Source organism: Bacillus sp. CZDM1, from assembly GCF_055502545.1.
In genome coordinates this window covers 168,837-195,129 of sequence record NZ_JBUESO010000006.1, presented here as the reverse complement: position 1 = coordinate 195,129, position 26,293 = coordinate 168,837, and the positions used below count along the sequence as shown (strand labels likewise).

The following is a 26,293-nucleotide window of genomic DNA, read 5'->3' as shown; positions in this document are numbered from 1 at the left end:
ATTTAAAGTGATAAAAAGGGAGAGTGTTTTGGATGGGAAGAACAGTTATTTTAAGTGGAGTTAGAACACCCTTTGGAAAATTTGGAGGATCACTTAGCAGCCTAACGGCTGCACAGCTTGGAGGAATTGCGGTTAAAGAAGCGATTATTCGAGCTGAAGTGAAATCAGAAGATGTACAAGAGGTTATTTTAGGTACCGTTTTACAAGGCGGACAGGGACAAATTCCTTCACGCCAAGCAGCGAGAGAGGCTGGACTTCCTTGGGAAGTGAAAACAGAAACCGTTAATAAAGTTTGTGCATCCGGTATGCGCAGTGTGACGTTAGGGGATCAAATCATCCGTGCGGGCGATGAAGATTTGATTGTAGCAGGCGGCATGGAATCGATGAGCAACGCACCATATATTTTACCAAAAGCACGCTGGGGCTTAAAAATGGGCGATTCGTCCGTGAAGGATTTAATGATTCATGACGGCTTAAGCTGCAGCTTCACAGGGGCTCATATGGGAACCTACGGAAATTCAACCGCAAAAGAAATGGAAATCAGCCGAGAATCCCAGGATGAGTGGGCATTAAGAAGCCACCAAAGGGCGGTTAGTGCCATCGAAGGCGGAATTTTTGCTGAAGAAATCGTGCCTGTCACCGTACCACAGCGTAAAGGTGCACCGGTTGTCGTCGAGCATGATGAATCACCACGAAAAGACACCTCAATCGAAAGACTTTCAAAATTAGCACCTGTTTTTAATTCAGACGGGACGATTACGGCAGGGAATGCACCTGGAATCAATGACGGTGCGGCGGCCCTCGTTTTAATGAGTGAAGAAAGAGCCTTACGCGAAGGCAGAAATCCAGAAGCAATTATTTTAGGGCATGCAGCGATTGCCCTTGAAGCAAAGGATTTTCCACAAACACCAGGTGTCGTCATCAATAACTTGTTGAAAAAGACCGGTAAAAACGTAGAAGACATCGACTTATTTGAAATCAATGAAGCCTTTGCGGCGGTTGCCTTAGCGAGTGGAAAAATTGCCGGCCTTGATCCTGAAAAGCTCAATGTCAATGGCGGTGCGGTCGCGCTTGGTCATCCAATCGGGGCAAGTGGTGCCCGTATTATTATTACCTTAATGCATGAACTGAAACGTCGTGGCGGCGGAATTGGGATTGCAGCGATTTGCAGCGGCGGCGGTCAGGGTGATGCGGTTATGATTGAGGTTCCAAGGGGTTAAGGAGTTTTTGTTTTCCAGATAATGTCTAATCGTCCAAAAGGGCTTGAAAAAAGTCCATAACCATAAGAAAAAAGTCCAAAACGTCATGGAAATTGTCCAAATCACATTGAAAAGGGTCCAAAACACATAAAAAAAAGTCCAAAACATAAAAAGTCGAAATTTTTTATAAAAAAAGGGGCTTGAATGCATTTCAAGCCTCAATTGGAGGGGAAATAATGAAGGTTGAAAAAATTATGGTTATTGGAGCCGGTCAAATGGGTTCTGGGATTGCACAGGTTTGTGCACAGGCTGGCTACACGGTGTATCTTAACGATTTAAAACCGGAATTTGTGGAGCGCGGGTTGAGTGTGATCGGCAAAAACTTGTCTCGTCATGTGGATAAAGGCCGAATGACGGAGGAGCAAAAACAGGAAGTGTTAAACAAAATTACACCATCTTCTGACCTTCAGGATGCCCGTACGGTCGACCTCGTCATTGAGGCGGCGGTTGAAAATATGGACATCAAAACAAAAATCTTTGCGCAGTTAGATGAAATTGCGCCGGCACATGCGATTTTGGCGAGCAATACGTCATCATTGCCGATTACAGAAATTGCGGCTGCCACGAAACGTCCGGAACAGGTAATCGGGATGCACTTTATGAACCCGGTACCTGTAATGAAGCTCGTGGAGATTATTCGTGGTTTGGCAACAGCAGATGAGGTCTACCAGGTGATCGAGGATATGACCAAGACACTCAGCAAGGTTCCGGTTGAGGTAAATGACTTCCCTGGATTTGTGGCGAACCGAATTCTGATGCCGATGATCAATGAAGCCATTTATACACTGTATGAAGGTGTGGCAACGAAGGAAGCGATTGACGATGTCATGAAGCTTGGGATGAATCACCCCATGGGTCCGTTGACTCTGGCTGATTTTATCGGACTCGATACCTGTCTTTATATAATGGAAACTTTACATGAAGGCTTTGGGGATACAAAATACCGTCCATGCCCGCTGCTGCGCAAGTACGTGAAAGCTGGATGGCTTGGCAAAAAATCAGGGCGAGGCTTCTACACATACGAATAATTTGGAGGTCACACTATGAATCTTACATTTTCAGAAGAGCAAGAAATGATGCGGAAAATGGTGCGCGATTTTGCTGAAAATGAAATTGCCCCGTTTGTCGAGCGGATGGAAAAGGGAGAATTTCCTCGGGAGATACTCCGTAAAATGGGTGAACTTGGCCTGATGGGAATTCCGGTTCCTGAAAAATACGGCGGTGCTGAAATGGATTTTGTCTCTTACATCATCGCGATCAATGAGATTTCAAGAGTAAGCGCGACAGTGGGCGTGATTCTTTCCGTTCATACTTCCGTCGGAACAAACCCAATCTTGTATTTTGGTTCGGATGAACAAAAGCAGCGTTTTTTGCCAAAACTGGCATCTGGTGAGTATTTGGCGGCGTTTTGCTTAACGGAGGCAGGCTCAGGATCGGATGCGAAAAGTATGAAGTCCCGGGCGGTAAAAAAGGATGACCATTATGTCATCAACGGCTCCAAGATGTTTATTACCAATGGCGGGGAAGCGGATGTTTATATTGTATTTGCTTCAACCAATCCTGAATTGGGCAGCAACGGAATCTCAGCGTTTATTGTGGAAAAAAATTCACCAGGCCTCGTAATTGGCAAGGATGAACATAAAATGGGGCTTCATGGCTCTCGTACGGTCCAGCTTACGTTTGAAAATATGATCGTACCCGCTGAAAACCTTTTGGGCGAGGAAGGCGAAGGGTTTAAAATTGCGATGGCGAACCTGGATGTTGGGCGAATCGGGATTGCTGCCCAGGCGCTTGGGATTGCGGAAGCGGCCTTAGAGGCTGCGGTGAATTATGCGAAAGAGCGCGTGCAATTTGGGAAGCCCATTGCTGCGCAGCAGGGAATTGGTTTCAAATTAGCGGATATGGCGACGAATGTGGAAGCTGCTAGACTATTACTCTTTCGGGCAGCAGATTTACGGGCACAGGGTCTAAAATGTGGCATGGAAGCATCCATTGCAAAGTTATTTGCGTCGAAAACGGCTGTGGAGACGGCAACAGAAGCCATTCAGGTGTTTGGCGGCTATGGTTATACAGAAGACTATCCCGTCGAGCGCTACTTCCGCGATGCCAAAGTGACTGAGATTTATGAGGGGACTAGTGAGATACAACGGATTGTGATTAGTAAATATCTTTAGTTTGTGGATAGGTTACGGATTTTTGTAGATATCGCGTTGGAATGTGTAGATATCTGAGCAATTTGTATAGATATCGGACTGAAATATGTGGATGTCCAGGCTAATTGTAGAAGGTGTACGGTTATTTGTAGAAGCAGTATGGTTTTTTGTAGAAGGTGTACGGTTATTTGTAGAAGCAGTATGGTTATTTGTAGAAACTGTACGGTTCTGTGTAGGAACTGTATGGTTTTTCGTAAAAACGGTGCGGTAAAAAGAGAAGTTACCTTGAGGAGGACGTTTAAAATGAACTTTCGCTTGTCTGAAGAACATGAAATGATTCGGAAAATGGTTCGTGATTTTGCTAGAAATGAGGTTGCTCCAACAGCGGCTGAGCGTGATGAGGAGGAGCGTTTTGATCGTGAGATTTTTGACAAGATGGCGGAGCTGGGTTTAACGGGAATTCCGTGGCCGGAGGAGTACGGTGGAATTGGAAGCGATTACCTTGCGTATTGTATTGCGGTGGAAGAGCTATCAAGGGTTTGCGCGTCAACGGGTGTTACTTTATCCGCACACACTTCACTAGCGGGCTGGCCGATCTACAAGTTCGGTTCCGAGGAGCAAAAACAGCAATTCCTTCGTCCAATGGCGGAAGGTAAAAAAATCGGTGCTTACGGCTTAACGGAGCCAGGAAGCGGTTCGGACGCTGGCGGGATGAGAACAACCGCTAGACTTGAAGGCGACCACTATGTCCTAAATGGTTCGAAAATTTTCATTACCAATGGCGGGATCGCTGATATTTACGTAGTTTTCGCGTTAACAGATCCATCTAGCAAACAAAGAGGAACGACTGCATTCATCGTTGAAAGTGACTTCCCAGGCTTCTCTGTTGGTAAAAAGGAAAAGAAACTCGGCATTCGTTCATCACCAACAACGGAAATTATTTTTGAAGAATGCCGGGTGCCTGTCACCAACGTACTTGGTGAAGTGGGCGAAGGCTTTAAAATTGCGATGATGACACTCGATGGCGGACGTAATGGAATTGCGGCACAGGCTGTTGGAATTGCGCAGGGTGCACTTGACGCTGCGGTCGAGTATGCAAAAGAACGCGAGCAGTTTGGCAAGCCAATTGCTGCCAACCAAGGAATCGGCTTTAAGCTTGCGGATATGGCGACAAACATTGAAGCAGCAAGACTATTAACCTATCAAGCTGCATGGCTCGAGTCGAAAGGCCTGCCGTACGGCAAGGAATCGGCAATGTCAAAACTATTCGCTGGCGACACGGCGATGAAGGTTACTACGGAAGCGGTTCAGGTATTTGGGGGCTATGGTTATACAAAGGATTACCCAGTAGAGCGATACATGCGCGATGCGAAAATTACGCAAATCTACGAAGGAACACAGGAAATCCAACGCCTCGTAATCTCTAGAATGATTACGAAATAACCACTTAATGAATAAAGGCGGTAAAAAGGGATGAAAAAGCGTGAAGTGCAAGCTTCAGTGAAAGATGAACGCCTTGTACAAAGAAGACGGGATCAAATGATCAAAGGGGCCGTTTCACTTTTTAAAGAAAAAGGGTTTCACCGGACGACGACAAGGGAAATTGCGAAGGCGGCAGGCTTTAGCATTGGGACGTTATACGAATATATTCGTACGAAGGAAGACGTCCTTTACCTCGTTTGTGATAGCATTTATGACCATGTGAGCGAGCGGCTTCAGGAGGATCTTGAAGATAAGCAAGGCACCCTCAATAGCTTGAGGCATGGAGTTGCCGATTATTTTCGCGTTATTGATGAAATGCAGGACGAAGTATTGGTCATGTATCAAGAGGCGAAGTCGCTTACGAAGGATGCCCTCCCATATGTGTTGAATAAGGAAAATGAGATGGCGGCGATGTTTGAAAAACTCATCACGCTGTGTGTAGAAAATGGGGAATTGAACCTAACAGAAAATCAGATAAGAATTCTTTCGCACACGATTATTGTCGAGGGACAAATGTGGAGCTTCCGCCGCTGGTCATTGCAAAAATTATTTTCATTAGAAGAATATATTGAATTGCAAACGGAATATTTATTTTCGGGAATAAACGGGCTTAGTCAGGCCCAGAAAAAAGGGACGATAACGAAATAAAGGGGGAGACATATGAGTACGACGGAGGTTTATCAACACAAGCACCATATTCGTTTTGTCACGGCGTCGAGTTTGTTTGATGGACATGATGCTTCGATTAATATTATGCGGAGAATTCTGCAGGCGAGCGGAGCGGAGGTCATCCATCTTGGTCATAACCGTTCGGTTGAAGAGGTTGTCAATGCGGCGATTCACGAAGACGCGCAGGGGATTGCGATTTCTTCTTACCAAGGCGGACATGTCGAGTATTTTAAGTATATGTACGATTTGCTGAAGGAGAAAGGGGCGCCGAACATCCGCATTTATGGCGGCGGAGGCGGTGTTATTATCCCGCGCGAGATTAAGGAACTGCATGATTATGGGATTGCCTGGATTTTCTCTCCTGACGATGGCCGGAAGCTGGGGCTTCAAGGAATGATTAACCGAATGCTCGAGGAGTGCGACTTTCCAACGGTTTCGGCTGACCATTCGGAACACATTGAAAAGCTGCCAACTGGTGACGTGAATGCGATTTCGAAACTAATTACCCTTGCTGAGCTTCATGTGGACAGCAACCGGGAAGCGGCAGCGGCTGCAGAAAGTCTGCTTGAAAAAGTAAAATCGCTAACAAAAGAGATTCCTGTTGTTGGGATCACTGGTACGGGCGGTGCTGGGAAAAGTTCACTAACCGATGAATTGATTCGCCGATTTATCAATGAACTGCCTGATAAAAAAGTGGCGATTCTATCTGTTGACCCGACGAAGCAAAAAACAGGCGGAGCTCTATTAGGCGACCGTATTCGGATGAATGCGATTTTTAATCCAAATGTTTATATGCGCAGCCTGGCAACCCGTTCTTCCAAAACCGAGCTGTCGCTTGCTATTAAAGACGCTGTATCGGTTGTAAAGGCGGCTGGATTTGACCTTGTCATTGTAGAAACGAGCGGAATCGGCCAGGGCGATGCCGAGATTACTGAAATTTGTGATGTTTCCCTTTACGTGATGACCAGTGAATTCGGGGCACCTACACAGCTTGAAAAGATTGATATGATTGACTTTGCAGACTTAATTGTCATTAATAAATTTGAGCGCAAGGGCTCTGAGGATGCACTGCGTCAGGTGCAAAAACAATACCAGCGCAGTCATATGCTGTTTGAAAAAGATACAAGCGAGATGCCGGTATATGGTACGATTGCCAGCCAGTTTAATGATCAAGGCACCAATGCTTTATTTGCGGCATTAATTGAAAAAATTAATGAAAAGACGGGCACTGATTGGGTTACTTCTTTTAGTAAATCTGCGTTAGTAGAAAAGCAAAATGTGATTATTCCAACTGACCGCCGTTATTATCTCCGGGAAATATCGGAGACAGTCCGCCGCTATCATCAAAAAGCCGAAGAGCAGGCAAATATTGCCCGGAAATTATTCCAGCTTGAAGGGGCGATTGCAGCGGTCAAGGAGACAGAGGCAAATGGTGAAGTTCTTGCATCCTTAGAAGCCATTAGACAAGCAACGGAAGAGAAATTAACACCAGAATCGAAAAAAATACTCAATGGCTGGGAGAAAACAAAGGCTGCTTACCAGGCTGATAAATTTGTAACGAGAATTCGTGACAAAGAAATCATTACCATTTTAAAAACAAAAAGTCTTTCTGGCATTTATATTCCAAAGGTTGTTTTACCAAGATATAAAGATTACGGTGAAATCCTCCGCTGGGTGTACCGCGAGAATGTACCAGGTTATTATCCGTTTACAGCTGGGGTGTTCCCGTTCAAACGCGAAGGGGAAGATCCGAAACGCCAATTTGCTGGCGAAGGGACACCGGAAAGAACGAATCGCCGCTTCCACTATTTATCCAAGGATGATGATGCAAAACGCTTAAGCACCGCGTTTGACTCGGTTACCTTGTATGGCGAGGACCCAGATCACCGTCCGGACATTTTTGGAAAGATTGGCGAAAGCGGAGTCAATGTGTGTACACTTGATGATATGAAGAAGCTTTACGACGGCTTTGACCTTTGTCATCCATCTACTTCGGTATCGATGACGATTAATGGTCCGGCTCCGATTATTTTGGCGATGTTCATGAACACAGCGATTGACCAGCAGGTAAAGAAAAAAGAGGCTGAGCTTGGGCGTGTGTTAACGGTTGAGGAATTTGCACAAGTGAAGGCGTATACCCTTAAGTCTGTCCGCGGTACCGTGCAAGCGGATATTCTAAAAGAAGACCAAGGCCAAAACACATGTATTTTTTCTACTGAGTTTGCCTTAAGGATGATGGGTGATATTCAACAGTATTTCATCGACCAGCAGGTGCGCAACTATTATTCTGTTTCGATTTCTGGCTATCATATTGCTGAGGCGGGTGCGAATCCGATTTCGCAGCTGGCATTTACATTATCGAACGGCTTTACGTATGTGGAGTATTATTTAAGCCGCGGGATGAACATCGATGACTTTGCACCAAACTTGTCATTCTTCTTCTCTAATGGCTTGGATCCTGAATACACCGTCATTGGCCGGGTGGCCCGCCGGATTTGGGCAAGTGTGATGCGTGATAAATATGGTGCGAGTGAACGCAGCCAAAAGCTGAAGTACCATGTTCAAACCTCAGGCCGCTCGCTGCACGCCCAGGAAATTGACTTTAATGATATTCGTACCACCTTGCAGGCATTGATGGCCTTGCAGGATAACTGTAATTCGCTTCATACCAATGCCTATGACGAAGCGATTACGACACCGACAGAAGAATCGGTTCGCCGCGCGATGGCGATTCAGATGATTATCACAAAAGAACATGGGTTAGCGAAAAATGAAAATCCACTTCAAGGTTCTTTTATTGTCGAGGAACTGACGGACCTTGTAGAGGAAGCGGTTCTGCAAGAATTTGAACGCTTAAATGATCGCGGTGGTGTTCTTGGTTCAATGGAAACCCAGTATCAACGCGGAAAAATTCAAGATGAATCGATGTACTATGAAATGAAAAAGCATACAGGCGAGCTTCCAATTATCGGAGTAAATACGTATTTAAATCCGAATCCACCTTCAGCGGAAGACATCGACAGCATGGAGCTGGCAAGAGCGTCCTATGAGGAAAAGGAATTACAAATTACCAATTTACGCGCCTTCCAAGAAACTCATGCAGCAGAAACTGCGAAAGCATTAGAGCGGTTAAAAGCAGCAGCAGTCAACAACGAAAATATTTTCGAGGCACTAATGGAAACCGTAAAAGTAGCCAGCCTCGGACAAATAACAAAAGCACTCTACGAAGTAGGCGGGCAGTACCGGAGAAATATGTAAAAATATATTACAATGGCTTAAAAAGCAAAATGCTTTTAAGCCATTGTTTTTTATTTAAAAATAAATTTTAAACTAGTACTAATATTGGCTCACTTTCTTATATAATAGATGAACATACATACATCAATGGATCCCGGGGCAGGTGTTGACAGATGAAAAAAAATTATATGATTTTACTATTATTAATTTTAGCCTGGCCGTTATACTATCTCTATCAACACCAATTAGGGGCAATTTCCTTCCTAGTGCTGGCTATGATCTTCCTTTTTTCGGCGATGAAAGAGTTAAAAATGCTGAAAAAAGAGAAGAAACCTGATGATACCCCGCCAAAGAGGGAAAATATCAAATAAAACAATAGATAGAACTAGCATAAACGGGAGAATATTGTTTATAATGAAGAATATGTAAAAAATGCAAGCACTTTGGTGCTGAAATTTTTGCCCGTTATCACTCATTTTTATAGAGTGTTAAATAGAGAAAGGAAGTGCCGATATTGAGTTTACAAGGTTACTCAAAAGAACAATTAAAAGAGTTATCCCTCATTGAGATGGCGTATGAATTTCTAAAAGACAGCAAACAGCCAATTTCCTTCCATGATTTAATCAAAGAAATTGCGGCCGCTACAGAAATTACAGAGGCACAAATCAAATCAAGAATTGCACAATTTTATACCGATATAAATATCGACGGTCGTTTTCTTTCATTAGGTGACAACCGCTGGGGACTTCGCGTCTGGTATCCAGTCGATACACAGGAAGAAGAAGTCGTTACCGTTATTAAACCTAAGAAGAAAAAGGCGAAAAAGGTTGTCGATGAAGACTTTGATGATGTCGATGAAATTGATGAAGACTTCGAGGATGAGTTGGATGACTTTGCCGATGAAGATGATCTCCTCGATGACGATGATGATGATGATCTTCTGGATGACCTTGATGATGTCGATGATTTAGACGATGATGATGAGGTTATCGAAGACGATGATGAATTTGAGCTTGATGAAGAAGAAGAACTTGACGAGGATCTTGATGAAGAAGAAGAGTTAGAGGATGAAGACGACCTATTATAGGCTTGACTTTTTAACTCTGCACTTGTAAAATCTTTTTTGGGCTCCTTTAAACAGGAACGGATCATAATTAGCTTATAGAGCGCTCCCTTACATTGCGTATGCGGAGTGCTTTTTTATTTTTTTAGTCAAATGATACACAGCTCTTTCGGTGGAAGCCGAGACTTCTTTACAAATAAAAAAATTTTATAAAAGAAGCCTTAAACAACAAGAATATTGTACAAACTGAATTAGAGGAGGATATTTTATGACGAAGTATATTTTTGTAACTGGCGGTGTCGTTTCATCGTTAGGAAAAGGGATTACCGCAGCCTCTTTAGGCCGTTTGTTGAAAAACCGTGGATTGAACGTTACGATTCAAAAGTTTGACCCATACATTAACGTGGACCCAGGAACGATGAGTCCCTACCAGCATGGTGAAGTATTTGTTACCGATGATGGCGCGGAAACGGACTTAGACTTAGGACACTATGAACGTTTTATCGATATTAACTTAAACAAGTACTCTAACGTAACCACTGGAAAAATCTATTCTACTGTTTTGCGCAAGGAACGCCGTGGGGATTACCTAGGTGGAACCGTTCAGGTTATCCCGCACATTACCAATGAAATTAAGGAACGCGTCTTCCGTGCGGGTAACGAAACAAATGCCGATGTGGTCATCACTGAAATCGGAGGAACAGTTGGGGATATTGAGTCACTGCCATTCTTAGAAGCGATTCGTCAAATTAAGAGTGACATTGGCAGCTCCAATGTAATGTACATTCACTGTACCTTAATTCCTTACATTAAAGCGGCTGGCGAAATGAAAACCAAACCAACACAGCACAGTGTTAAAGAGCTTCGCAGCCTTGGTATTCAGCCAAATATCATTGTCGTTCGTACTGAAATGCCGGTTTCCCAGGATATGAAGGATAAAATTGCATTGTTCTGTGATATCGATGCGAAAGCGGTCATTGAATGTCAGGATGCCGATACGCTTTATTCAATTCCACTTGCTCTTCAAGAGCAGCACATGGATCAAATTGTTTGTGACCACTTGAAGTTAACGACACCAGAACCAGAAATGACCGAGTGGACAGCATTAGTGGACAAGGTTCTTAATCTTTCCGGTAAAACGCGCATTGGCCTAGTTGGAAAATATGTTGAGCTTCAGGATGCTTATATTTCTGTTGTTGAAGCGATGAAGCATGCAGGCTATGCGTTTGACGCTGATGTGGAAATTAAGTGGATTAATGCAGAACATGTTACTTCAGATAATGTCGCCGAGCTTCTGCAGGATGTGGATGGAATCCTTGTTCCTGGCGGCTTCGGTGACCGTGGAATTGAAGGGAAGATTCAAGCCACCCGCTATGCGCGTGAAACGAAAAAGCCTTTCCTTGGCATTTGCTTAGGAATGCAGCTGGCAACGATTGAATATGCACGCCACGTTCTTGGCTACCAGGATGCACATTCTGCAGAATTTGTACCGGAAACCAAGCACCCAATCATTGACTTACTTCCAGAGCAGAAGGACGTTGAGGATTTAGGCGGAACATTAAGACTGGGTCTTTACCCATGCCGTCTAATTGAAGGTACGAAAGCGTTCGATGCCTATGTGGATGAAGTGATTTATGAGCGTCACCGTCACCGTTATGAGTTTAACAATCATTACCGTCAAGAAATGGAAGACGCTGGATTTGTGTTCTCTGGGACTAGCCCAGATGGCCGTCTTGTGGAGATCATTGAGCTTAAAGACCATCCATGGTTTGTGGCGTCTCAGTTCCATCCGGAATTCGTTTCAAGACCTACGCGTCCACAGCCGCTATTCCGTGACTTTATTAAAGCTACATTGCAAAAATAAGATTTGTGCGGCCAGTTCCCTTTTGTGGGGACTGGCTTTTTATGTGGTTGGTATTTCCAGAAAATGTCTAATAGTCCATAAGTTGTTGAAAATAGTCCAAAACCATTTTGAAAAAGTCCAAAACCACATTAAAAAAGTCCATAACTTATCAAAAAAATTCCAAAACACTCTAAAAAAAGTCCAAAATAAAAAAACGACCTAATCTAGGCCGCAAAAAATCATTCATATTCCGCTAATATCTCATCAATTGTAAATTTTAAGCCATAATAAACATACAAAGCTGCCATAGAGGATGGATATCCGTATCGATTTCCGAAATCATCCGGCAATAAACCCTTCGCCAGCTGTAAATTTATATGTACATCCGCCATTTCTTCCAATTTTCCATCAGATACCGATGTAGATACAGCAACAAATGGGATATCTTTTTCCAAAAGCTTCGCTGCAAGCTCTAGCGCATCGTTATCCGCTGTGGTCCGAGTAAATAGCAGCACTCTGTCGGCACTAGTTGCAGCGTCGACATTCGTTAAAGCACCCTTTAACGGTTCTGCACCCTCCAAAGCCTCAAATTCAACAGCCTTCATTTCCCGAAATCCGACAAGATAAATCGTCTGACCTTGCGCGAGCAGGCGGGCACCGTCTTCAAAAGAAAACTCTGCCTTTTCCTCGATTCTTTTAAATAATCCAGTCAATTGGGTCGTAAACATTTTCATCAATTAAAACCACTCCTTCACAGAAATATTATAGCTTTTTAAAAATAAAAGACAATTTCCACAATATACCTTTATAATAAATAGAGGATTTATAAAAGAAATGTCGAAGAATATCATGGTGGTAGAAATAGGAATCAACTATAAATAAAAAAGGGTGGAAGAGGTGGAGTTATGAAAGAGAAAATTTTAATTGTTGACGATCAATTTGGGATACGGATTTTATTAAATGAGGTATTCTCAAAGGAAGGGTATCAAACCTTTCAGGCAGCAAATGGAATTCAAGCACTAGATATTGTTACGAAGCATGACCCTGATCTCGTCCTATTGGATATGAAAATACCTGGTATGGATGGTATTGAAATTTTAAAAAGAATGAAAGTCATTGATCCTGATATCCGCGTTATTATCATGACCGCTTATGGTGAATTGGATATGATTCAAGAGGCCAAGGATCTAGGCGCAATTACGCATTTTGCAAAGCCATTCGATATTGATGATATTCGTGCGGCGGTAAGAAAACATATTCCTCAGAAAGCCAATTAATGGAATTTTTTGAAAAATAAAACGATTGTCGAAAAGTGTTGCCGCTTTCATTGTGAACGTTTATAATATTATAGTTTCTTTAATGGCATTTTATCAATCAGTTTGGTATGATACTTATGAACTTTTGCTCGTCCATTTATCTTTCTCGAGTATACATAATCAGTAAAATGATAGGAAATCCTTATTAGGAAAGCCCTAATTCGAGAAGATAGACACCCATACCAAGGAGGAAATAAAATGCCTTTAGTTTCAATGAAAGAGATGCTCATCAAAGCGAAAGCGGAAGGTTATGCTGTTGGGCAATTCAACCTAAATAACTTAGAATTTACCCAAGCTATTTTACAAGCAGCGGAAGCTGAAAAATCACCTGTTATTCTTGGTGTTTCTGAAGGGGCAGCTCGTTATATGGGCGGCTTTAAAACCGTTGTTAAAATGGTAGAAGGTTTATTAGAAGATTACAAAATTACCGTTCCTGTTGCCATTCACTTGGACCACGGTTCTAGCTTTGAAAAATGTAAAGAAGCGATTGATGCGGGCTTTACTTCTGTTATGATTGACGCTTCTCACGATCCGTTTGAAGAAAACGTAGCAACTACTTCTAAAGTAGTAGAATACGCGCATTCAAAAGGTGTTTCTGTTGAAGCAGAATTAGGAACAGTTGGCGGACAAGAAGACGATGTTTCTGGCAGCATTATTTATGCGGATCCTGCTGAATGTAAAGAACTTGTTGAGCGTACAGGCATCGACTGCCTTGCACCAGCACTTGGTTCTGTTCACGGTCCATACAAAGGTGAGCCAAACCTTGGTTATAAAGAGATGGAAGAAATCGGTAATGCAACAGGTCTTCCACTAGTACTGCACGGTGGAACTGGTATTCCAACACATGATATCCAAAAGTCAGTTTCTCTTGGAACTGCGAAAATTAACGTAAACACTGAAAACCAAATTGCATCTGCAAAAGCGGTTCGTGAAACATTAGCAGCGAAGCCAAATGAATACGATCCACGTAAATACTTAGGCCCAGCACGCGATGCCATCAAAGAAACCGTAATCGGCAAAATGCGCGAATTCGGTTCATCAGGTAAAGCATAATTTAATATAAGGGGACTTGTCCTCTTGAAAAAACTATCCAATGTTTGGTAACATTGACAGTAATAATTGAAACCGCCCCTTTACGAATGGGCGGTTTCAAACTGTAAGGAAAAATTAGAATATTGGCGAAACTTGCCGAAAAATTGGAGGAGAAACAGATGAAATTTTTTATTGATACAGCTAACTTAGAGGAAATTCGTGAAGTACATGAGCTTGGATTATTAGCAGGAGTCACAACAAACCCAACACTTGTAGCAAGAGAAAAAGGTGTTTCCTTCCATGATCGCATTAGAGAAATTGCAGCGCTTGTTCCTGGGTCTGTAAGTGCGGAGGTTATTGCCCTTGATGCAGAAGGCATGATCAAAGAAGGAAAAGAACTTGCAGCCATCGCTCCCAATGTAACGGTTAAAGTTCCAATGACTCCAGACGGATTAAAAGCTTGTCACGCCTTTGCAGAAGCAGGTATTAAAACCAATGTTACCTTAATTTTCAATGCCAATCAGGCGCTTCTTGCAGCAAGAGCTGGTGCTTCTTATGTTTCTCCTTTCCTTGGCAGATTAGATGATATCGGTCAAAACGGCTTAGATTTAATCTCTCAAGTAGCTGACATCTTTGCTGTTCACGGAATTCAATCTGAAATCATTGCAGCATCCATTCGTAATCCAGTTCACGTAACAGAAGCAGCACTAAGAGGTGCTCATATTGCTACCATTCCTTACAAAGTATTAATCGGATTGTTCCATCACCCATTAACCGACAAGGGAATTGAAGCGTTCATAAAGGATTGGGAAGGCCGCAACGCATAAATTTACCAATTTTTAAAACTTTTTTTCATATTGATACATGAAAATAATTTATTGGTGTACACTAGATGATAGACAAATTGTCGGATTATGTAATTTGCTGTTGGAAATAATTACCTAAATTCAGATTTGAATATCATTTTAGTTGATTAATAAGGATCACAGTCCATCCCAATGGCGTAGAAGGGAGTCGAAAATGGAAAAACTTAAAATTGCGGGCGGATATCCGCTTAAGGGAACCGTAAGAATAAGTGGTGCAAAAAACAGTGCAGTTGCGTTGATACCAGCAACCATTTTAGCAGAATCACCGGTGACAATTGAAGGGCTTCCAGATATTTCAGACGTAGAAATATTGAAGGACCTGCTCGAAGAAATTGGCGGGAAAGTAGAACTTTCAGATGATTTTGATATGACGGTTGACCCATCGACGATGATTTCAATGCCATTGCCAAACGGAAAAGTCAAGAAGCTTCGTGCCTCTTACTATCTAATGGGGGCGATGCTTGGCCGTTTCAAAAAGGCCGTCATCGGTTTACCGGGTGGATGTCATCTCGGACCACGGCCAATCGATCAGCATATTAAAGGGTTTGAGGCACTTGGTGCTCAGGTAACAAATGAGCAGGGCGCTATTTATTTGCGGGCGGACGAGCTTCGCGGCGCACGTATTTATCTCGATGTTGTCAGTGTTGGCGCAACCATTAATATTATGTTAGCGGCGGTACGAGCAAAGGGCAGGACACTTATTGAAAATGCTGCAAAAGAACCGGAAATCATTGATGTCGCTACCTTACTTACGAATATGGGAGCGAAAATCAAGGGTGCAGGAACCGATGTCATCCGGATTGATGGTGTGGACAGCCTCCATGGCTGCCGGCATACGATTATTCCGGATCGAATTGAAGCGGGAACCTATATGATTTTAGGTGCTGCCGTCGGTGAAGGTGTATTAATCGATAATGTCATTCCCCAGCATTTGGAATCGCTGATTGCTAAGCTGCGAGAAATGGGTGTGAAAATTGAAACGGGCGATGATCAGGTGTTTGTCAGCAGTTCGGACAAGTTGAAGTCTGTTGATATCAAAACCCTTGTTTATCCTGGGTTCCCAACCGACCTGCAACAGCCATTTACCACACTGTTAACGAGAGCGACGGGTTCTAGCGTTGTAACGGATACGATTTATGGTGCCCGCTTTAAACACATCGATGAATTAAGAAGAATGAACGCCAACATTAAAGTGGAAGGCCGCTCGGCAATTATAAGCGGACCTCTCAAGCTTCAAGGTGCAAAAGTGAAGGCAAGCGATCTTCGAGCTGGAGCCGCACTTTTCATTGCCGGCCTTCTTGCTGAAGGCATTACAGAAGTCACAGGCCTTGAGCACATTGACCGCGGGTACAGCAATCTTGTTGAAAAATTAAATGGGCTTGGTGCAACGGTTTGGCGTGAAGCTTTGTCAAAAGATGAAGTCGAACAACTAAAGAATACGTAAATAAGCTATACTAATTCCTTGAATCTGTTATACTAATAGTATTAAAAAAAGTATAAACAGAAAATTGGGGGATTGAGAACATGGAGAGAAGTTTATCTATGGAGCTTGTCCGCGTAACGGAAGCGGCTGCACTTGCTTCAGCACGCTGGATGGGCCGCGGGAAAAAGGATGAAGCAGACGGGGCTGCAACCTCTGCCATGCGTGATGTGTTTGACACGATCCCAATGAAGGGAACGGTAGTGATTGGTGAAGGCGAGATGGACGAGGCCCCTATGCTTTATATCGGTGAAAAACTTGGTACAGGGTTCGGGCCTCGCGTCGATGTAGCCGTCGATCCACTCGAAGGTACAAATATTCTAGCCGCTGGCGGATGGAACGCTCTAGCTGTTTTAGCGATTGCTGACAATGGCAACCTTCTTCATGCACCAGATATGTATATGGAGAAGATTGCTGTTGGTCCTGAAGCTGTAGGACTTGTGGATATCAATGCTTCTGTGCTTGATAATCTGAAGGCAGTGGCGAAGGCGAAAAACAAGGATATCGAAGACGTTGTGGCAACGGTATTAAACCGTCCGCGTCATGAGCATATCATTGCACAGCTTCGTGATGCAGGCGCACGAATTAAGTTAATCAATGATGGCGATGTGGCAGGAGCAATTAATACGGCTTTTGATAACACAGGCGTTGACATTTTATTCGGCTCTGGCGGTGCACCGGAAGGCGTTATCTCAGCGGTTGCGTTAAAATGTCTGGGCGGTGAAATCATCGGTAAGTTGCTGCCGCAAAGTGATGCCGAATTAGAGCGCTGCGTGAAAATGGGACTAGATGTCAAAAAAGTTCTTCGCATGGAAGACCTTGTGAAAGGTGACGACGCGATTTTTGCAGCAACCGGCGTAACAGACGGCGAACTGCTTCGTGGTGTCCAATTCAAGGGCTCTTATGGGTCTACTCATTCCATCGTTATGCGCGCAAAATCTGGAACGGTCCGATTTGTCGAAGGTCGTCACAGTTTGAAAAAGAAACCCAATTTAGTGATTAGATAAACGAAAATAGTAAACACTTACTAAGAGACTAGATGTAGATTCTAGTCTCTTATCTCCAATGAAAAGTCTATTAACCCCTCCAAATAGAAAATTTCCAGTTGATTAATTTTTTACTCAAAGGGTACAATAGATAGTGTTTTATTAAATTGATTCTGCTATTCTATTCATTTCTCTTTTTTCCCTCAATATTTTTAGTAATCAAAAACCCTCTATTATACGATTAGTTCTCGGAAACGAAAATAGAGTAAAAATTTTAAAGTGTGGTGTACTATGGAATTAACTATATCAAGTTTAGAAAACATGAAGCTGAAGGAGCTTTATGAGCTTGCGCGCGAATTTAAAGTGACCTACTATAGCAAGTTGTCGAAAAAAGAACTTATTTTTGCCATTTTGAAATCACGTGCGGAGCAGCAAGGGTATTTTTTCATGGAAGGCGTCTTGGAAATTATCCAGTCGGAAGGATTTGGGTTTTTACGACCAATCAATTACTCGCCAAGTTCTGAAGACATTTATATCTCTGCATCGCAAATCCGTCGTTTCGATTTAAGAAATGGGGATAAAGTATCCGGTAAGGTTCGGCCTCCAAAAGAAAATGAACGTTATTACGGACTTTTACATGTAGAAGCAGTTAACGGTGAAGATCCAGAGTCAGCCAAAGAACGTGTTCACTTCCCAGCATTAACTCCTCTCTATCCAGATAGACATATGAAACTAGAAACCACTCCAAAATATATCTCTACAAGAATTATGGATGTAGTTGCTCCAGTTGGTTTTGGACAAAGGGGCTTAATTGTTGCGCCGCCAAAGGCAGGGAAAACCATGCTGTTAAAGGAAATTGCTAACAGCATTACGACGAATCACCCTGAAGTGGAATTAATTGTGCTTCTTATCGATGAACGCCCAGAGGAAGTAACCGATATTGAGCGTTCGGTTGCCGGCGATGTCGTCAGCTCCACGTTTGATGAGGTACCAGAAAATCATATTAAAGTCGCAGAGCTTGTGCTGGACCGCGCGATGCGTTTAGTCGAGCATAAACGTGACGTTGTTATTCTAATGGACAGCATCACGCGTTTGGCTCGTGCGTATAACTTAGTGATTCCGCCAAGCGGCCGTACCCTTTCTGGTGGTATTGACCCAGCGGCTTTCCACCGTCCGAAGCGTTTCTTCGGGGCAGCCCGAAACATTGAAGAAGGCGGAAGCTTAACGATTCTAGCCACAGCATTGGTGGATACAGGTTCACGTATGGACGATGTTATTTATGAAGAGTTTAAAGGAACAGGTAATATGGAACTGCATCTCGACAGACAGCTTGCAGAACGCCGTATCTTCCCTGCAATGGATATTCGCCGCTCTGGAACAAGGAAAGAAGAACTTCTTCTTCCAAAAGATCATCTGGACAAGCTATGGGCAATCCGAAAATCAATGTCAGACTCACCAGACTTCGCCGAGCGCTTCCTGAAAAAACTAAAACAAACCAAATCCAACGAAGAATTCTTCGCCCAAATCGGGGAAGAATTAAAGGGTAGAAGGTCTTAGGGTTTAATTCTTGGTCTATGGTCTGTGTTAACAGGAAACCGTTGATTTTAGAACTCGTTGATTGGAGCGAAAGGCGCTCGACTCCTGCGGGATGCACGAGCTGAGTGAGACCCCGCAGATCGGAACGATCGAGGAGGCTCACGGGCGAGCCCGCGGAAAGCGTAGCGCCTGTAGCGGAAATCAACAGACCAATTAAAACAGTAAAATCCATAAAAACCCAACTTGCCAAAATAGGTTCACCTTGTTATAATGTGAACAGTGTGTTTTTAGTATTTGGTGCTTGTTTTTAAGACAGGCATTTATATAACTCTGTTTCGAATGATTCAGGGCGGAAGGAGATGAAAAGAATGAAAGCAGGAATTCATCCAAATTATAAAATGGTACAGGTGACTTGTGCATGCGGAAATACATTTGAAACTGGTTCAGTGAAAAATGAAATTCGCGTTGAAACATGTTCTGAATGTCATCCATTCTATACTGGTCGTCAAAAGTTTGCTGAAGCTGGTGGACGTGTAGACCGTTTCAACAAAAAATACGGCCTTAAAGATCCAAACGCACAACAACAATAATCACTCACACAAAACAGGCAAGCAGAAACTTACTTGCCTGTTTTTTATTTGAATAAAAGGCAATGAATTTTAAAAATATAGATTTATGAAGGTTTCGTGATAGGAAGGAGACGCCGGTTTATGTATTTAATGAAGCAACTCGGATGGGTAGAGGTTATTTGCGGCAGTATGTTTTCAGGAAAATCAGAGGAATTGATTCGTCGCGTCAGACGGGCTCAATTTGCTAAACAAAAAATTGCTGTTTTCAAGCCGAAAATTGACAATCGCTATAGCGAACAATCTGTCGTTTCTCATAATGGCACCTCTTTTCATGCGAAGCCGATTTCCCATTCGATTGAGATTTTACACCATGTAGAGGCGGATATCGACATCATCGCCATTGATGAGGTGCAATTTTTCGATGAAGGGATTGTAAGGGTGGTTCAACAGCTTGCTGACAGTGGACATCGTGTCGTTGTGGCGGGTCTTGATATGGATTTCCGCGGCGAACCATTTGCGCAAATGCCAGCATTGATGGCGATTGCGGAAACGGTAACGAAGCTCCAGGCTGTCTGCAGTGTTTGTGGCTCGCCATCAAGCAGGACGCAGCGCTTAATCGATGGCAGACCGGCTTCTTATCATGATCCTGTTATCCTGGTTGGTGCTTCCGAAGCCTACGAGCCGCGCTGCCGCCACCATCATGAGGTACCTAAAACGGCATCCTACCGCATACAAGAACCTGTGGTGAAATAGATCTAAAAACCGTCTGAGTCTCTCAGGCGGTTTTTTTGGCATAATCTTACTAGAACGTTCCTCCGACTGCTTGGGAAAGATAGTTGTAGGAGGTGCAATACGTTGAAAAAAATCATGTGTTTTGGGGTATTAACGGTCCTTATGCTTTCAGGATGTATGAAAGGAAATGACACGGAAAATACCGCCTATAATTTACGCGATGACAATACGAACCCAAATTTTATGTCTAACGGGGTAAATCAGGATATGGGGCCAATGTCTGACCAAAACCCGAATTTCCTTAATTTGCGCGGAACAGCAATGAATGATGCCTCTAATAGAAACAATACCGGCAGAGATATAGACATCGCCAGAGATATTGTAAATGAAAGTGATGATTTTAGAGCGGAATCGATTTGGATTAATAATGGTGAAAACCGGATGACAGTAACGGTAGATACGGAAGGCGAGCTTAATGGCCAAGTACGCAATAAAGCCGTTAACACCCTTCGTGCAAAATTGCAGCAGGCTTTACCGCGTTATTCTTTCCAAATAAGGGAACGTTAACATGCTCTGGCTTCAGGGCATGTTTTTTTGATTTCGGGCTTTTTTTTGCAGACCAAAATTTTTTCTCCAAGAATTTGGTTTTGACGGGGGTTTTCACCTATACTATAATTAGAATGTTATGGACAAAAACTAGAGGTGAATAACTGTGTTTGATCGTCTTCAATCCGTTGAAGATCGCTATGAGAGATTAAATGAACTTTTGAGCGATCCGACCATTATTAATGATTCAAAAAAATTACGTGAATATTCAAAAGAACAATCTGATATACAAGAGACCGTGCAAACGTATCGTGAATATAAAGAGGTCCGCGAACAGCTTCAGGATGCTAAGGCTATGCTTGAGGAAAAGCTCGACAACGATATGCGCGAAATGGTCAAAGAAGAAGTCAATGAACTGGAACAGCAAATCGAGGATCTAGAAGCAAAAATGAAGTTCCTGATGATTCCGAAGGATCCAAACGATGACAAAAACGTTATCTTTGAAATCCGCGGTGCTGCAGGCGGCGAGGAAGCGGCTTTATTTGCAGGTACGCTTTACCGTATGTACAGCCGTTATGCAGAAGCGCAAGGCTGGAAAACGGAACTGCTTGATGCCAACGCAACAGGTCTTGGCGGCTACAAAGAAATCAGCTTTATGATCAATGGCCAAGGTGCCTATTCTAAGTTGAAATTTGAAAATGGTGCCCATCGTGTGCAGCGTGTGCCGGAAACGGAATCTGGCGGACGCATTCATACTTCTACCGCTACCGTTGTTTGCTTACCAGAAGCAGAAGAACTAGAAGTGGAAATCCATGATAAAGATATCCGTTTTGACGCGTTTGCTTCAAGCGGCGCCGGCGGTCAGTCTGTTAACACGACGATGTCAGCGGTTCGTTTAACCCATATTCCGACTGGAATTGTGGTATCGATTCAGGATGAGAAATCACAGCACAAAAACAAAGACAAAGCGATGAAGGTATTACGTGCACGTGTTTATGACAAGTTCCAGCAGGAAGCACAGGCAGAGTATGATCAGGTTCGTAAATCTGCGGTTGGTACCGGTGACCGTTCTGAGCGTATTCGTACCTACAACTACCCGCAAAACCGTGTTACGGATCACCGAATTGGCTTAACCCTTCAGAAGCTTGATCAAATTATCGAAGGCAAGCTTGACGAAATCATCGATGCGTTAACGCTGGAAGATCAAACAAGTAAGCTTGAAAGTGGTCAAGATGAGTAAGAAAGTGTATGAAGCTCTGCAATGGGCTTCTTCTTTTTTAAAAAAAGCTAATCGAGACGATAACGCCGGGGAACTGCTGCTTCGCCATATCACGGGGATGTCGCGGGCACAGCTGTTTGCGAATATGAGGGAGTGCCTGTCACCACCCGAAGTTTGTCGATTTGAAGCTGCGGTCCATGAACATGTGAAGGGTACGCCGGTTCAATACATAATTGGTTCAGAGGAATTTTATGGGCGGGAGTTTATCGTCAATGAAGAGGTCTTGATTCCACGGCCGGAAACCGAGGAACTCGTTTATGAAACATTGAAGCGAATCAATAAACGGGAAGTAAAGGTTGTAGATATCGGGACGGGCAGCGGGGCGATTGCCATCACTTTGAAGCTTGAGCAGCCAACGTTACAGGTATATGCCTCTGATATTGCTCAGGAATCGTTAAAGGTTGCAGAAGAAAATGCTAGGCAGCTTGGCGCTGAGATTGAATTTGTCCAAGGGGATTTGCTGCAGCCGTTTCGCGGTCAGAGGTTTGATGTGGTGATCTCCAATCCTCCCTATATTCCGGTAAGGGACATGGAAACCATGTCAGAGGTAGTAACTGAGCATGAGCCGCACCGGGCGCTGTTTGCGGGCGAGGATGGGCTTGATTTCTACCGCCGCTTTATGGTGGAGCTGCCGGAAGTGATCGCACCGCGCGTGCTGGTTGGCTTTGAAATTGGGGCCGGTCAGGGGGAGGCGGTAGCCGACCTTTTTAAAAAGGCGTTTGTGAATGTGAAGGTAGAAGTTCTTAATGATATTAACGGCAAGGACCGGATGGTGTTTGCGGAAATAATTCAGTAGCAGAGCGGTTCATGTGAATTCGCTCTGCTTTTTGTTATTTACTTATTTTGACGTTCTTGGGCTTTTAATGCGACTCTTTCCAGTCCATTATGGGCAAATTCTACATCTGTTTTCGGCATTGCAGGATTATTCTTCAATTTCTTATTCTTCTGTTTAGACATATTTGTTTTCACCTCCGCTAGTTTAGTTTGCTTTGTTTAGGAAGAAAAAATTCTAAAACTAGTTTTTTTAATTTTACTAGTTTAAGATTCTTTGTATTTGTCCAAAATGAGGATAGTGAAGGGACGGTGCGAGAATATGAACAGTAAAATACTAGTATGGTCTTATTTAATCGTTTTATCGTTAGGAACGATTTTAAACTTATATATACCAAAAACGGAAGCGGTGGCGAAGGATTCCGTTGTGATACCAGCGGAAGCGATTCGACTCCGAATTCTTGCCAATAGTGATAGTGCACAGGATCAAGAGATTAAACGAATGGTCCGTGACGCGGTCAATGAGCAGATTACGTTGTGGGTTCAGGAGTTAACGTCATTGGAGAAGGCAAAAGAGGTGCTTAACTCAAAGCTGCCGGAGGTTCAAAACATTGCTGAAAAGGTTGTAGCGGAACAGGGTTCGACTCAAAGTGTGAATGTGGAGTTTGGGAAAGTTCAGTTTCCGACGAAATTGTATGGACAGTTTTTATATCCAGCAGGTGAGTATCAGGCGATTTTGATTACATTAGGTGAAGGGACAGGCGCAAACTGGTGGTGCGTGCTATACCCACCATTGTGTTTCTTGGATTTCTCAAATGGTGTTGCGGTACAAAGTGATGGATTTGAAGACACGGCTTATGCGGCGGAGAATGATGAACCTGTTGAAAGTGTAGCTGTAGAGGAAGAACTAGAGGCAGAAGAAGTGAAGGTTACGAATTTTAATAAGACAAAGAAACTAGAAGAAGCTGCTGAAGAAGAAGAGGTTGTGGAAGAAGAGGAAGCTGAGATCGAAGAGGAAGTTGAAGTCGCAGAGGTAGAAGAGGTAGAAGTGGAAGAGAAGAAGCAAAGTGATGTGAAAAAGGAAAGCAAAAAGGAAACTAAAAAGGAAAAAAGTGCTCCGGTCTATACAGCAGAAGACGAAGAACCGGTGAAAGTGAAATTCTTTGTGGTAGAAATGTTTGAAAGTATTTTTAAATAAGGGATTGCAGCCAGCCTCTTGAAATAGGGCTGGTTATTTATTTTTATGGCTCTGTTATTAATCTCATTGTTGATTTTCGTGTAGGGTTGAGAATTCATAGGCGGAGAATTTCCGTCTATTGTATATAGAGCAAGCGTAAGAAGGTGATATAAGCGGAGAAATTCCGGTTAACTGCGTTAAAAAGGACAAAATCCATGGATTTGGATACAATAAGCGGAAAAACTCCGCTTATTTTTAAGGTAAAATGGCTATTTACCAATTTAAACGGAAATTCTCCGCTTATTTTCTAAACATAGTGAAATCAACATTCAGTTTTAACAGAGACATTTTAAATAAGTTTTACTAGATTTTGCATGTATTTGGTTCTAGTTCTCTTAATTTTTCATAGTAATAGAGTATCAAAAGAAAAGCGGAACCGCCTTGCACAGGGGCGACAGGCATAAGGCGAGCTGGCGTGAAGGTTGCTTTTTAACCTTCTCGACGGATTGACTTATGACCCCGAGCCCCTAGGCGGTGGAGCTAGACAAATATAATGAGGTGGTAGGGATGCAAGCACTTATACGTTGCGCGAATAAAGAGGATTTGGGCATTTTAAGAGAGTTCCTGATGAAGGCGAGCCTTGGTACGGATGGATTAACGGAGGAAACAGTAGAGTACTTTTTATTGCTAGAGGATGAGGATGGGGCGATCAAGGGTACACTTGGAATGGAGGCTTTCCGTGAGGGCGGATTGCTGCGTTCGCTGGTGGTATCGCCGGGACAAGCGGAAAAGGATATTGTGCTGTTGATAACTCAAATGATGCAGCTGGCGAAAGAAAAAGGAATGAGAAGTTTGTTTTTGGCAACAAATAAAGGCGTGGCAATGCCGTTTTTTGAATTGCTAGGTTTCGAAAAGGTGGACCGGGACCAATTACCTGCTGAGCTTTATTCACTTGAACACATTCGACATGTATTTATTGTGGATAACTCACTATTTTTGAAATTTTCACTCTAACTGTGGATTAATCCACAAAGTTATCCACTTTTTTAAGATAGTTATACACAAATTGTGGATAAAGGGTTGTGTTTATGTTCACCATCTTTTATACTTTCAAAAGAAATATGAGACAAAGAGCCTAAATTCGGCAAATTTCGATATCATTTGCGCTTCCGGTAAAGGTGGATAACTTATGAACACAAAAGTATGGAAAGTGGATAAATATGTGGATAACCTTGAAAATAATCCACAGGTTGTGGATGCCGCTCATTTTTTACAGGAAAATGAAGTGGTTGCATTACCCACAGAGACCGTTTATGGGCTGGGTGGAAATGCCGAAAGTGATGTGGCGGTGGAAAAAATCTTTGCTGCGAAAGGCAGGCCGAGTGATAATCCACTGATTATCCACATTGCGGATAAAATGCAACTAACAGCATTTGTAGCGGAAATTCCTAAAAAAGCAGAAATATTAATGGAAAGGTTCTGGCCAGGACCGTTGACGATTATTTTTAAAAAGAAAGACGGTGTTCTTTCGGATAAAGCAACCGCTGGTTTAGAGACGGTTGCCGTAAGGATGCCGGATCACCCGGTGGCCATTGCACTTTTGAAAAAATGCCAGCTGCCGATTGCCGCCCCGAGTGCGAATAGCTCCGGGAAGCCGAGTCCGACGAATGCACAGCATGTAATGGATGATTTAAATGGGAAAATTGCCGGGGTGCTGGACGGCGGTTCGACAGGTGTTGGGGTGGAATCGACGGTTTTGGATTGCACGGAGGAGATTCCGGTTATTTTGCGGCCGGGCGGAGTGACGAAAGAGCAGCTGGAGGCTGTTGTTGGTGAGGTTCAGCTTGATGCAGCATTGATAGATGAAGAGTCAAAACCGAAAGCTCCTGGGATGAAGTATCAGCATTATGCCCCAAATGCCCCGCTCTATTTAGTCAATGGAAGTAAGTCTTTTCTGCAAGGTTTATTAGAAGAAAGGCAGAGGGACGGGCTGCGAGTGGGTGTGCTCGCAACCGAGGAGAGTGTGAAGGATTATCAAGCGGATGTTTCGATCGCCTGTGGAAAAAGAAGCGAGCTTGAAAGTGTTGCCACGGCGCTATATGAAACCTTGCGTGCGTTTAACCAGGAAAAAGTGGACATTATTTTTAGTGAAATGTTTCCGAATAATGGTGTAGGTCATGCGATCATGAACCGCCTGCAAAAAGCGGCAGGGAACAAAATCATAAACGAGTAAGCAACAGGCTTTCCATGAAGGAAGGCCTGTTTTTTTGACTTCTAATTCTCTGTGGACGTGCATA

26 protein-coding genes are annotated in these 26,293 nt (G+C 43.3%); 24 read left to right on the top strand and 2 right to left on the bottom strand.

Annotated features, from left to right (window positions below):
• Positions 1 to 32: 32 nt before the first annotated feature.
• From ACY3XC_RS15915 to ACY3XC_RS15870, 10 genes are all read left to right on the top strand, one after another.
• Complete coding sequence (locus ACY3XC_RS15915; protein ID WP_464869410.1) at positions 33 to 1,220, top strand: acetyl-CoA C-acetyltransferase; 1,188 nt, start codon at positions 33 to 35, stop codon at positions 1,218 to 1,220.
• Positions 1,221 to 1,435: 215 nt separating this feature from the next.
• Positions 1,436 to 2,287, top strand: a complete 852-nt coding sequence (locus ACY3XC_RS15910) for a 3-hydroxybutyryl-CoA dehydrogenase (RefSeq protein WP_179158021.1) — start codon at positions 1,436 to 1,438, stop codon at positions 2,285 to 2,287.
• Positions 2,288 to 2,302: 15 nt separating this feature from the next.
• Positions 2,303 to 3,433, top strand: a complete 1,131-nt coding sequence (locus ACY3XC_RS15905; protein ID WP_464869409.1) for an acyl-CoA dehydrogenase — start codon at positions 2,303 to 2,305, stop codon at positions 3,431 to 3,433.
• A gap of 91 nt (positions 3,434 to 3,524) precedes the next feature.
• Positions 3,525 to 3,683 carry a hypothetical protein gene (locus ACY3XC_RS15900; protein WP_464869408.1) on the top strand — a complete coding sequence of 53 codons (159 nt, stop codon included), beginning with the start codon at positions 3,525 to 3,527 and terminating at the stop codon, positions 3,681 to 3,683.
• 32 nt (positions 3,684 to 3,715) lie between these two features.
• Positions 3,716 to 4,855 (top strand): acyl-CoA dehydrogenase, encoded by a 1,140-nt coding sequence (locus tag ACY3XC_RS15895; RefSeq protein ID WP_464869407.1) that lies wholly within the window; start codon positions 3,716 to 3,718, stop codon positions 4,853 to 4,855.
• A gap of 30 nt (positions 4,856 to 4,885) precedes the next feature.
• A complete protein-coding gene (locus ACY3XC_RS15890) occupies positions 4,886 to 5,542 on the top strand; it encodes a TetR/AcrR family transcriptional regulator (RefSeq protein WP_179158024.1) in 657 nt (218 codons plus the stop codon).
• A 12-nt stretch (positions 5,543 to 5,554) separates the two neighbouring features.
• Positions 5,555 to 8,821, top strand: coding sequence for a fused isobutyryl-CoA mutase/GTPase IcmF (icmF, locus tag ACY3XC_RS15885; protein WP_464869405.1), 3,267 nt, complete (start codon positions 5,555 to 5,557; stop codon positions 8,819 to 8,821).
• A 152-nt stretch (positions 8,822 to 8,973) separates the two neighbouring features.
• Positions 8,974 to 9,171, top strand: coding sequence for a hypothetical protein (locus ACY3XC_RS15880; protein ID WP_179158026.1), 198 nt, complete (start codon positions 8,974 to 8,976; stop codon positions 9,169 to 9,171).
• Positions 9,172 to 9,314: 143 nt separating this feature from the next.
• Complete coding sequence (gene rpoE / locus ACY3XC_RS15875) at positions 9,315 to 9,887, top strand: DNA-directed RNA polymerase subunit delta (protein WP_464869404.1); 573 nt, start codon at positions 9,315 to 9,317, stop codon at positions 9,885 to 9,887.
• Between the two features lie 244 nt (positions 9,888 to 10,131).
• The gene (locus ACY3XC_RS15870; protein ID WP_464869403.1) at positions 10,132 to 11,727 is read left to right on the top strand and encodes a CTP synthase; all 1,596 of its coding nucleotides are present in this window, start codon (positions 10,132 to 10,134) and stop codon (positions 11,725 to 11,727) included.
• Between the two features lie 218 nt (positions 11,728 to 11,945).
• On the opposite strand, the gene ACY3XC_RS15865 is transcribed toward ACY3XC_RS15870, so the two are convergent.
• Positions 11,946 to 12,443, bottom strand: a complete 498-nt coding sequence (locus tag ACY3XC_RS15865; RefSeq protein ID WP_464869402.1) for a DUF2529 domain-containing protein — start codon at positions 12,441 to 12,443, stop codon at positions 11,946 to 11,948.
• A 168-nt stretch (positions 12,444 to 12,611) separates the two neighbouring features.
• Here ACY3XC_RS15865 and ACY3XC_RS15860 point away from each other — a divergent pair, with 168 nt between their 5' ends.
• The 11 genes from ACY3XC_RS15860 to prmC all read left to right on the top strand — a co-directional run bounded on the left by ACY3XC_RS15860 (position 12,612) and on the right by prmC (position 22,844).
• On the top strand, positions 12,612 to 12,983 hold the full coding sequence (locus ACY3XC_RS15860) for a response regulator (RefSeq protein WP_179158030.1): 372 nt from the start codon (positions 12,612 to 12,614) through the stop codon (positions 12,981 to 12,983).
• Positions 12,984 to 13,220: 237 nt separating this feature from the next.
• The gene (locus tag ACY3XC_RS15855; RefSeq protein ID WP_179158031.1) at positions 13,221 to 14,075 is read left to right on the top strand and encodes a class II fructose-bisphosphate aldolase; all 855 of its coding nucleotides are present in this window, start codon (positions 13,221 to 13,223) and stop codon (positions 14,073 to 14,075) included.
• 158 nt (positions 14,076 to 14,233) lie between these two features.
• Positions 14,234 to 14,881, top strand: a complete 648-nt coding sequence (gene fsa / locus ACY3XC_RS15850) for a fructose-6-phosphate aldolase (RefSeq protein WP_179158032.1) — start codon at positions 14,234 to 14,236, stop codon at positions 14,879 to 14,881.
• 193 nt (positions 14,882 to 15,074) lie between these two features.
• A complete protein-coding gene (locus ACY3XC_RS15845; RefSeq protein ID WP_179158033.1) occupies positions 15,075 to 16,364 on the top strand; it encodes a UDP-N-acetylglucosamine 1-carboxyvinyltransferase in 1,290 nt (429 codons plus the stop codon).
• An 80-nt stretch (positions 16,365 to 16,444) separates the two neighbouring features.
• Positions 16,445 to 17,407, top strand: a complete 963-nt coding sequence (gene glpX / locus ACY3XC_RS15840; RefSeq protein WP_179158034.1) for a class II fructose-bisphosphatase — start codon at positions 16,445 to 16,447, stop codon at positions 17,405 to 17,407.
• A 270-nt stretch (positions 17,408 to 17,677) separates the two neighbouring features.
• Entirely contained in the window at positions 17,678 to 18,943 is a 1,266-nt protein-coding gene (gene rho, locus ACY3XC_RS15835) for a transcription termination factor Rho (protein WP_179158035.1), read from the top strand.
• Positions 18,944 to 19,290: 347 nt separating this feature from the next.
• Positions 19,291 to 19,512 (top strand): 50S ribosomal protein L31, encoded by a 222-nt coding sequence (gene rpmE / locus ACY3XC_RS15830; protein WP_179158036.1) that lies wholly within the window; start codon positions 19,291 to 19,293, stop codon positions 19,510 to 19,512.
• A gap of 120 nt (positions 19,513 to 19,632) precedes the next feature.
• Positions 19,633 to 20,244: a thymidine kinase gene (locus tag ACY3XC_RS15825; protein ID WP_464869401.1), complete on the top strand. Its 612-nt coding sequence runs from the start codon at positions 19,633 to 19,635 to the stop codon at positions 20,242 to 20,244.
• A 102-nt stretch (positions 20,245 to 20,346) separates the two neighbouring features.
• Positions 20,347 to 20,790 (top strand): hypothetical protein, encoded by a 444-nt coding sequence (locus tag ACY3XC_RS15820; protein ID WP_464869400.1) that lies wholly within the window; start codon positions 20,347 to 20,349, stop codon positions 20,788 to 20,790.
• 145 nt (positions 20,791 to 20,935) lie between these two features.
• The gene (prfA, locus tag ACY3XC_RS15815; RefSeq protein ID WP_464869399.1) at positions 20,936 to 22,009 is read left to right on the top strand and encodes a peptide chain release factor 1; all 1,074 of its coding nucleotides are present in this window, start codon (positions 20,936 to 20,938) and stop codon (positions 22,007 to 22,009) included.
• Entirely contained in the window at positions 22,002 to 22,844 is an 843-nt protein-coding gene (prmC, locus tag ACY3XC_RS15810) for a peptide chain release factor N(5)-glutamine methyltransferase (RefSeq protein ID WP_464869398.1), read from the top strand. The genes prfA and prmC overlap by 8 nt, the downstream gene beginning before the upstream one ends.
• Before the next feature lie 38 nt (positions 22,845 to 22,882).
• Here prmC and ACY3XC_RS15805 read toward each other — a convergent pair whose 3' ends face one another.
• Positions 22,883 to 23,005, bottom strand: coding sequence for a hypothetical protein (locus tag ACY3XC_RS15805; protein ID WP_256989021.1), 123 nt, complete (start codon positions 23,003 to 23,005; stop codon positions 22,883 to 22,885).
• Positions 23,006 to 23,141: 136 nt separating this feature from the next.
• Between ACY3XC_RS15805 and spoIIR the strand changes: the two genes are divergently transcribed.
• The 3 genes from spoIIR (at position 23,142) to ACY3XC_RS15790 (ending at position 26,229) form a co-directional block, all read left to right on the top strand.
• Positions 23,142 to 24,017, top strand: coding sequence for a stage II sporulation protein R (gene spoIIR / locus ACY3XC_RS15800; RefSeq protein WP_464869397.1), 876 nt, complete (start codon positions 23,142 to 23,144; stop codon positions 24,015 to 24,017).
• Between the two features lie 546 nt (positions 24,018 to 24,563).
• The gene (locus ACY3XC_RS15795) at positions 24,564 to 25,010 is read left to right on the top strand and encodes a GNAT family N-acetyltransferase (protein WP_464869396.1); all 447 of its coding nucleotides are present in this window, start codon (positions 24,564 to 24,566) and stop codon (positions 25,008 to 25,010) included.
• A 175-nt stretch (positions 25,011 to 25,185) separates the two neighbouring features.
• Positions 25,186 to 26,229 carry an L-threonylcarbamoyladenylate synthase gene (locus tag ACY3XC_RS15790; protein ID WP_464869395.1) on the top strand — a complete coding sequence of 348 codons (1,044 nt, stop codon included), beginning with the start codon at positions 25,186 to 25,188 and terminating at the stop codon, positions 26,227 to 26,229.
• The last annotated feature ends 64 nt before the right edge of the window (positions 26,230 to 26,293 follow it).

Excerpts from the sequence above, each read along its gene's own strand:
- rpmE (WP_179158036.1), top strand. The coding sequence starts at position 19,291 with ATGAAAGCAGGAATTCATCCAAATTATAAAATGGTACAGGTGACTTGT.
- fsa (WP_179158032.1), top strand. The coding sequence starts at position 14,234 with ATGAAATTTTTTATTGATACAGCTAACTTAGAGGAAATTCGTGAAGTA.
- ACY3XC_RS15895 (WP_464869407.1), top strand. The coding sequence starts at position 3,716 with ATGAACTTTCGCTTGTCTGAAGAACATGAAATGATTCGGAAAATGGTT.
- ACY3XC_RS15900 (WP_464869408.1), top strand. The coding sequence starts at position 3,525 with ATGTCCAGGCTAATTGTAGAAGGTGTACGGTTATTTGTAGAAGCAGTA.
- ACY3XC_RS15825 (WP_464869401.1), top strand. The coding sequence starts at position 19,633 with ATGTATTTAATGAAGCAACTCGGATGGGTAGAGGTTATTTGCGGCAGT.
- ACY3XC_RS15860 (WP_179158030.1), top strand. The coding sequence starts at position 12,612 with ATGAAAGAGAAAATTTTAATTGTTGACGATCAATTTGGGATACGGATT.
- ACY3XC_RS15795 (WP_464869396.1), top strand. The coding sequence starts at position 24,564 with ATGCAAGCACTTATACGTTGCGCGAATAAAGAGGATTTGGGCATTTTA.
- icmF (WP_464869405.1), top strand. The coding sequence starts at position 5,555 with ATGAGTACGACGGAGGTTTATCAACACAAGCACCATATTCGTTTTGTC.
- ACY3XC_RS15870 (WP_464869403.1), top strand. The coding sequence starts at position 10,132 with ATGACGAAGTATATTTTTGTAACTGGCGGTGTCGTTTCATCGTTAGGA.
- glpX (WP_179158034.1), top strand. The coding sequence starts at position 16,445 with ATGGAGAGAAGTTTATCTATGGAGCTTGTCCGCGTAACGGAAGCGGCT.
- ACY3XC_RS15915 (WP_464869410.1), top strand. The coding sequence starts at position 33 with ATGGGAAGAACAGTTATTTTAAGTGGAGTTAGAACACCCTTTGGAAAA.
- ACY3XC_RS15790 (WP_464869395.1), top strand. The coding sequence starts at position 25,186 with ATGAACACAAAAGTATGGAAAGTGGATAAATATGTGGATAACCTTGAA.
- rho (WP_179158035.1), top strand. The coding sequence starts at position 17,678 with ATGGAATTAACTATATCAAGTTTAGAAAACATGAAGCTGAAGGAGCTT.
- ACY3XC_RS15805 (WP_256989021.1), bottom strand. The coding sequence starts at position 23,005 with ATGTCTAAACAGAAGAATAAGAAATTGAAGAATAATCCTGCAATGCCG.
- ACY3XC_RS15890 (WP_179158024.1), top strand. The coding sequence starts at position 4,886 with ATGAAAAAGCGTGAAGTGCAAGCTTCAGTGAAAGATGAACGCCTTGTA.
- ACY3XC_RS15910 (WP_179158021.1), top strand. The coding sequence starts at position 1,436 with ATGAAGGTTGAAAAAATTATGGTTATTGGAGCCGGTCAAATGGGTTCT.
- ACY3XC_RS15845 (WP_179158033.1), top strand. The coding sequence starts at position 15,075 with ATGGAAAAACTTAAAATTGCGGGCGGATATCCGCTTAAGGGAACCGTA.
- ACY3XC_RS15880 (WP_179158026.1), top strand. The coding sequence starts at position 8,974 with ATGAAAAAAAATTATATGATTTTACTATTATTAATTTTAGCCTGGCCG.
- ACY3XC_RS15855 (WP_179158031.1), top strand. The coding sequence starts at position 13,221 with ATGCCTTTAGTTTCAATGAAAGAGATGCTCATCAAAGCGAAAGCGGAA.
- prmC (WP_464869398.1), top strand. The coding sequence starts at position 22,002 with ATGAGTAAGAAAGTGTATGAAGCTCTGCAATGGGCTTCTTCTTTTTTA.
- spoIIR (WP_464869397.1), top strand. The coding sequence starts at position 23,142 with ATGAACAGTAAAATACTAGTATGGTCTTATTTAATCGTTTTATCGTTA.
- ACY3XC_RS15905 (WP_464869409.1), top strand. The coding sequence starts at position 2,303 with ATGAATCTTACATTTTCAGAAGAGCAAGAAATGATGCGGAAAATGGTG.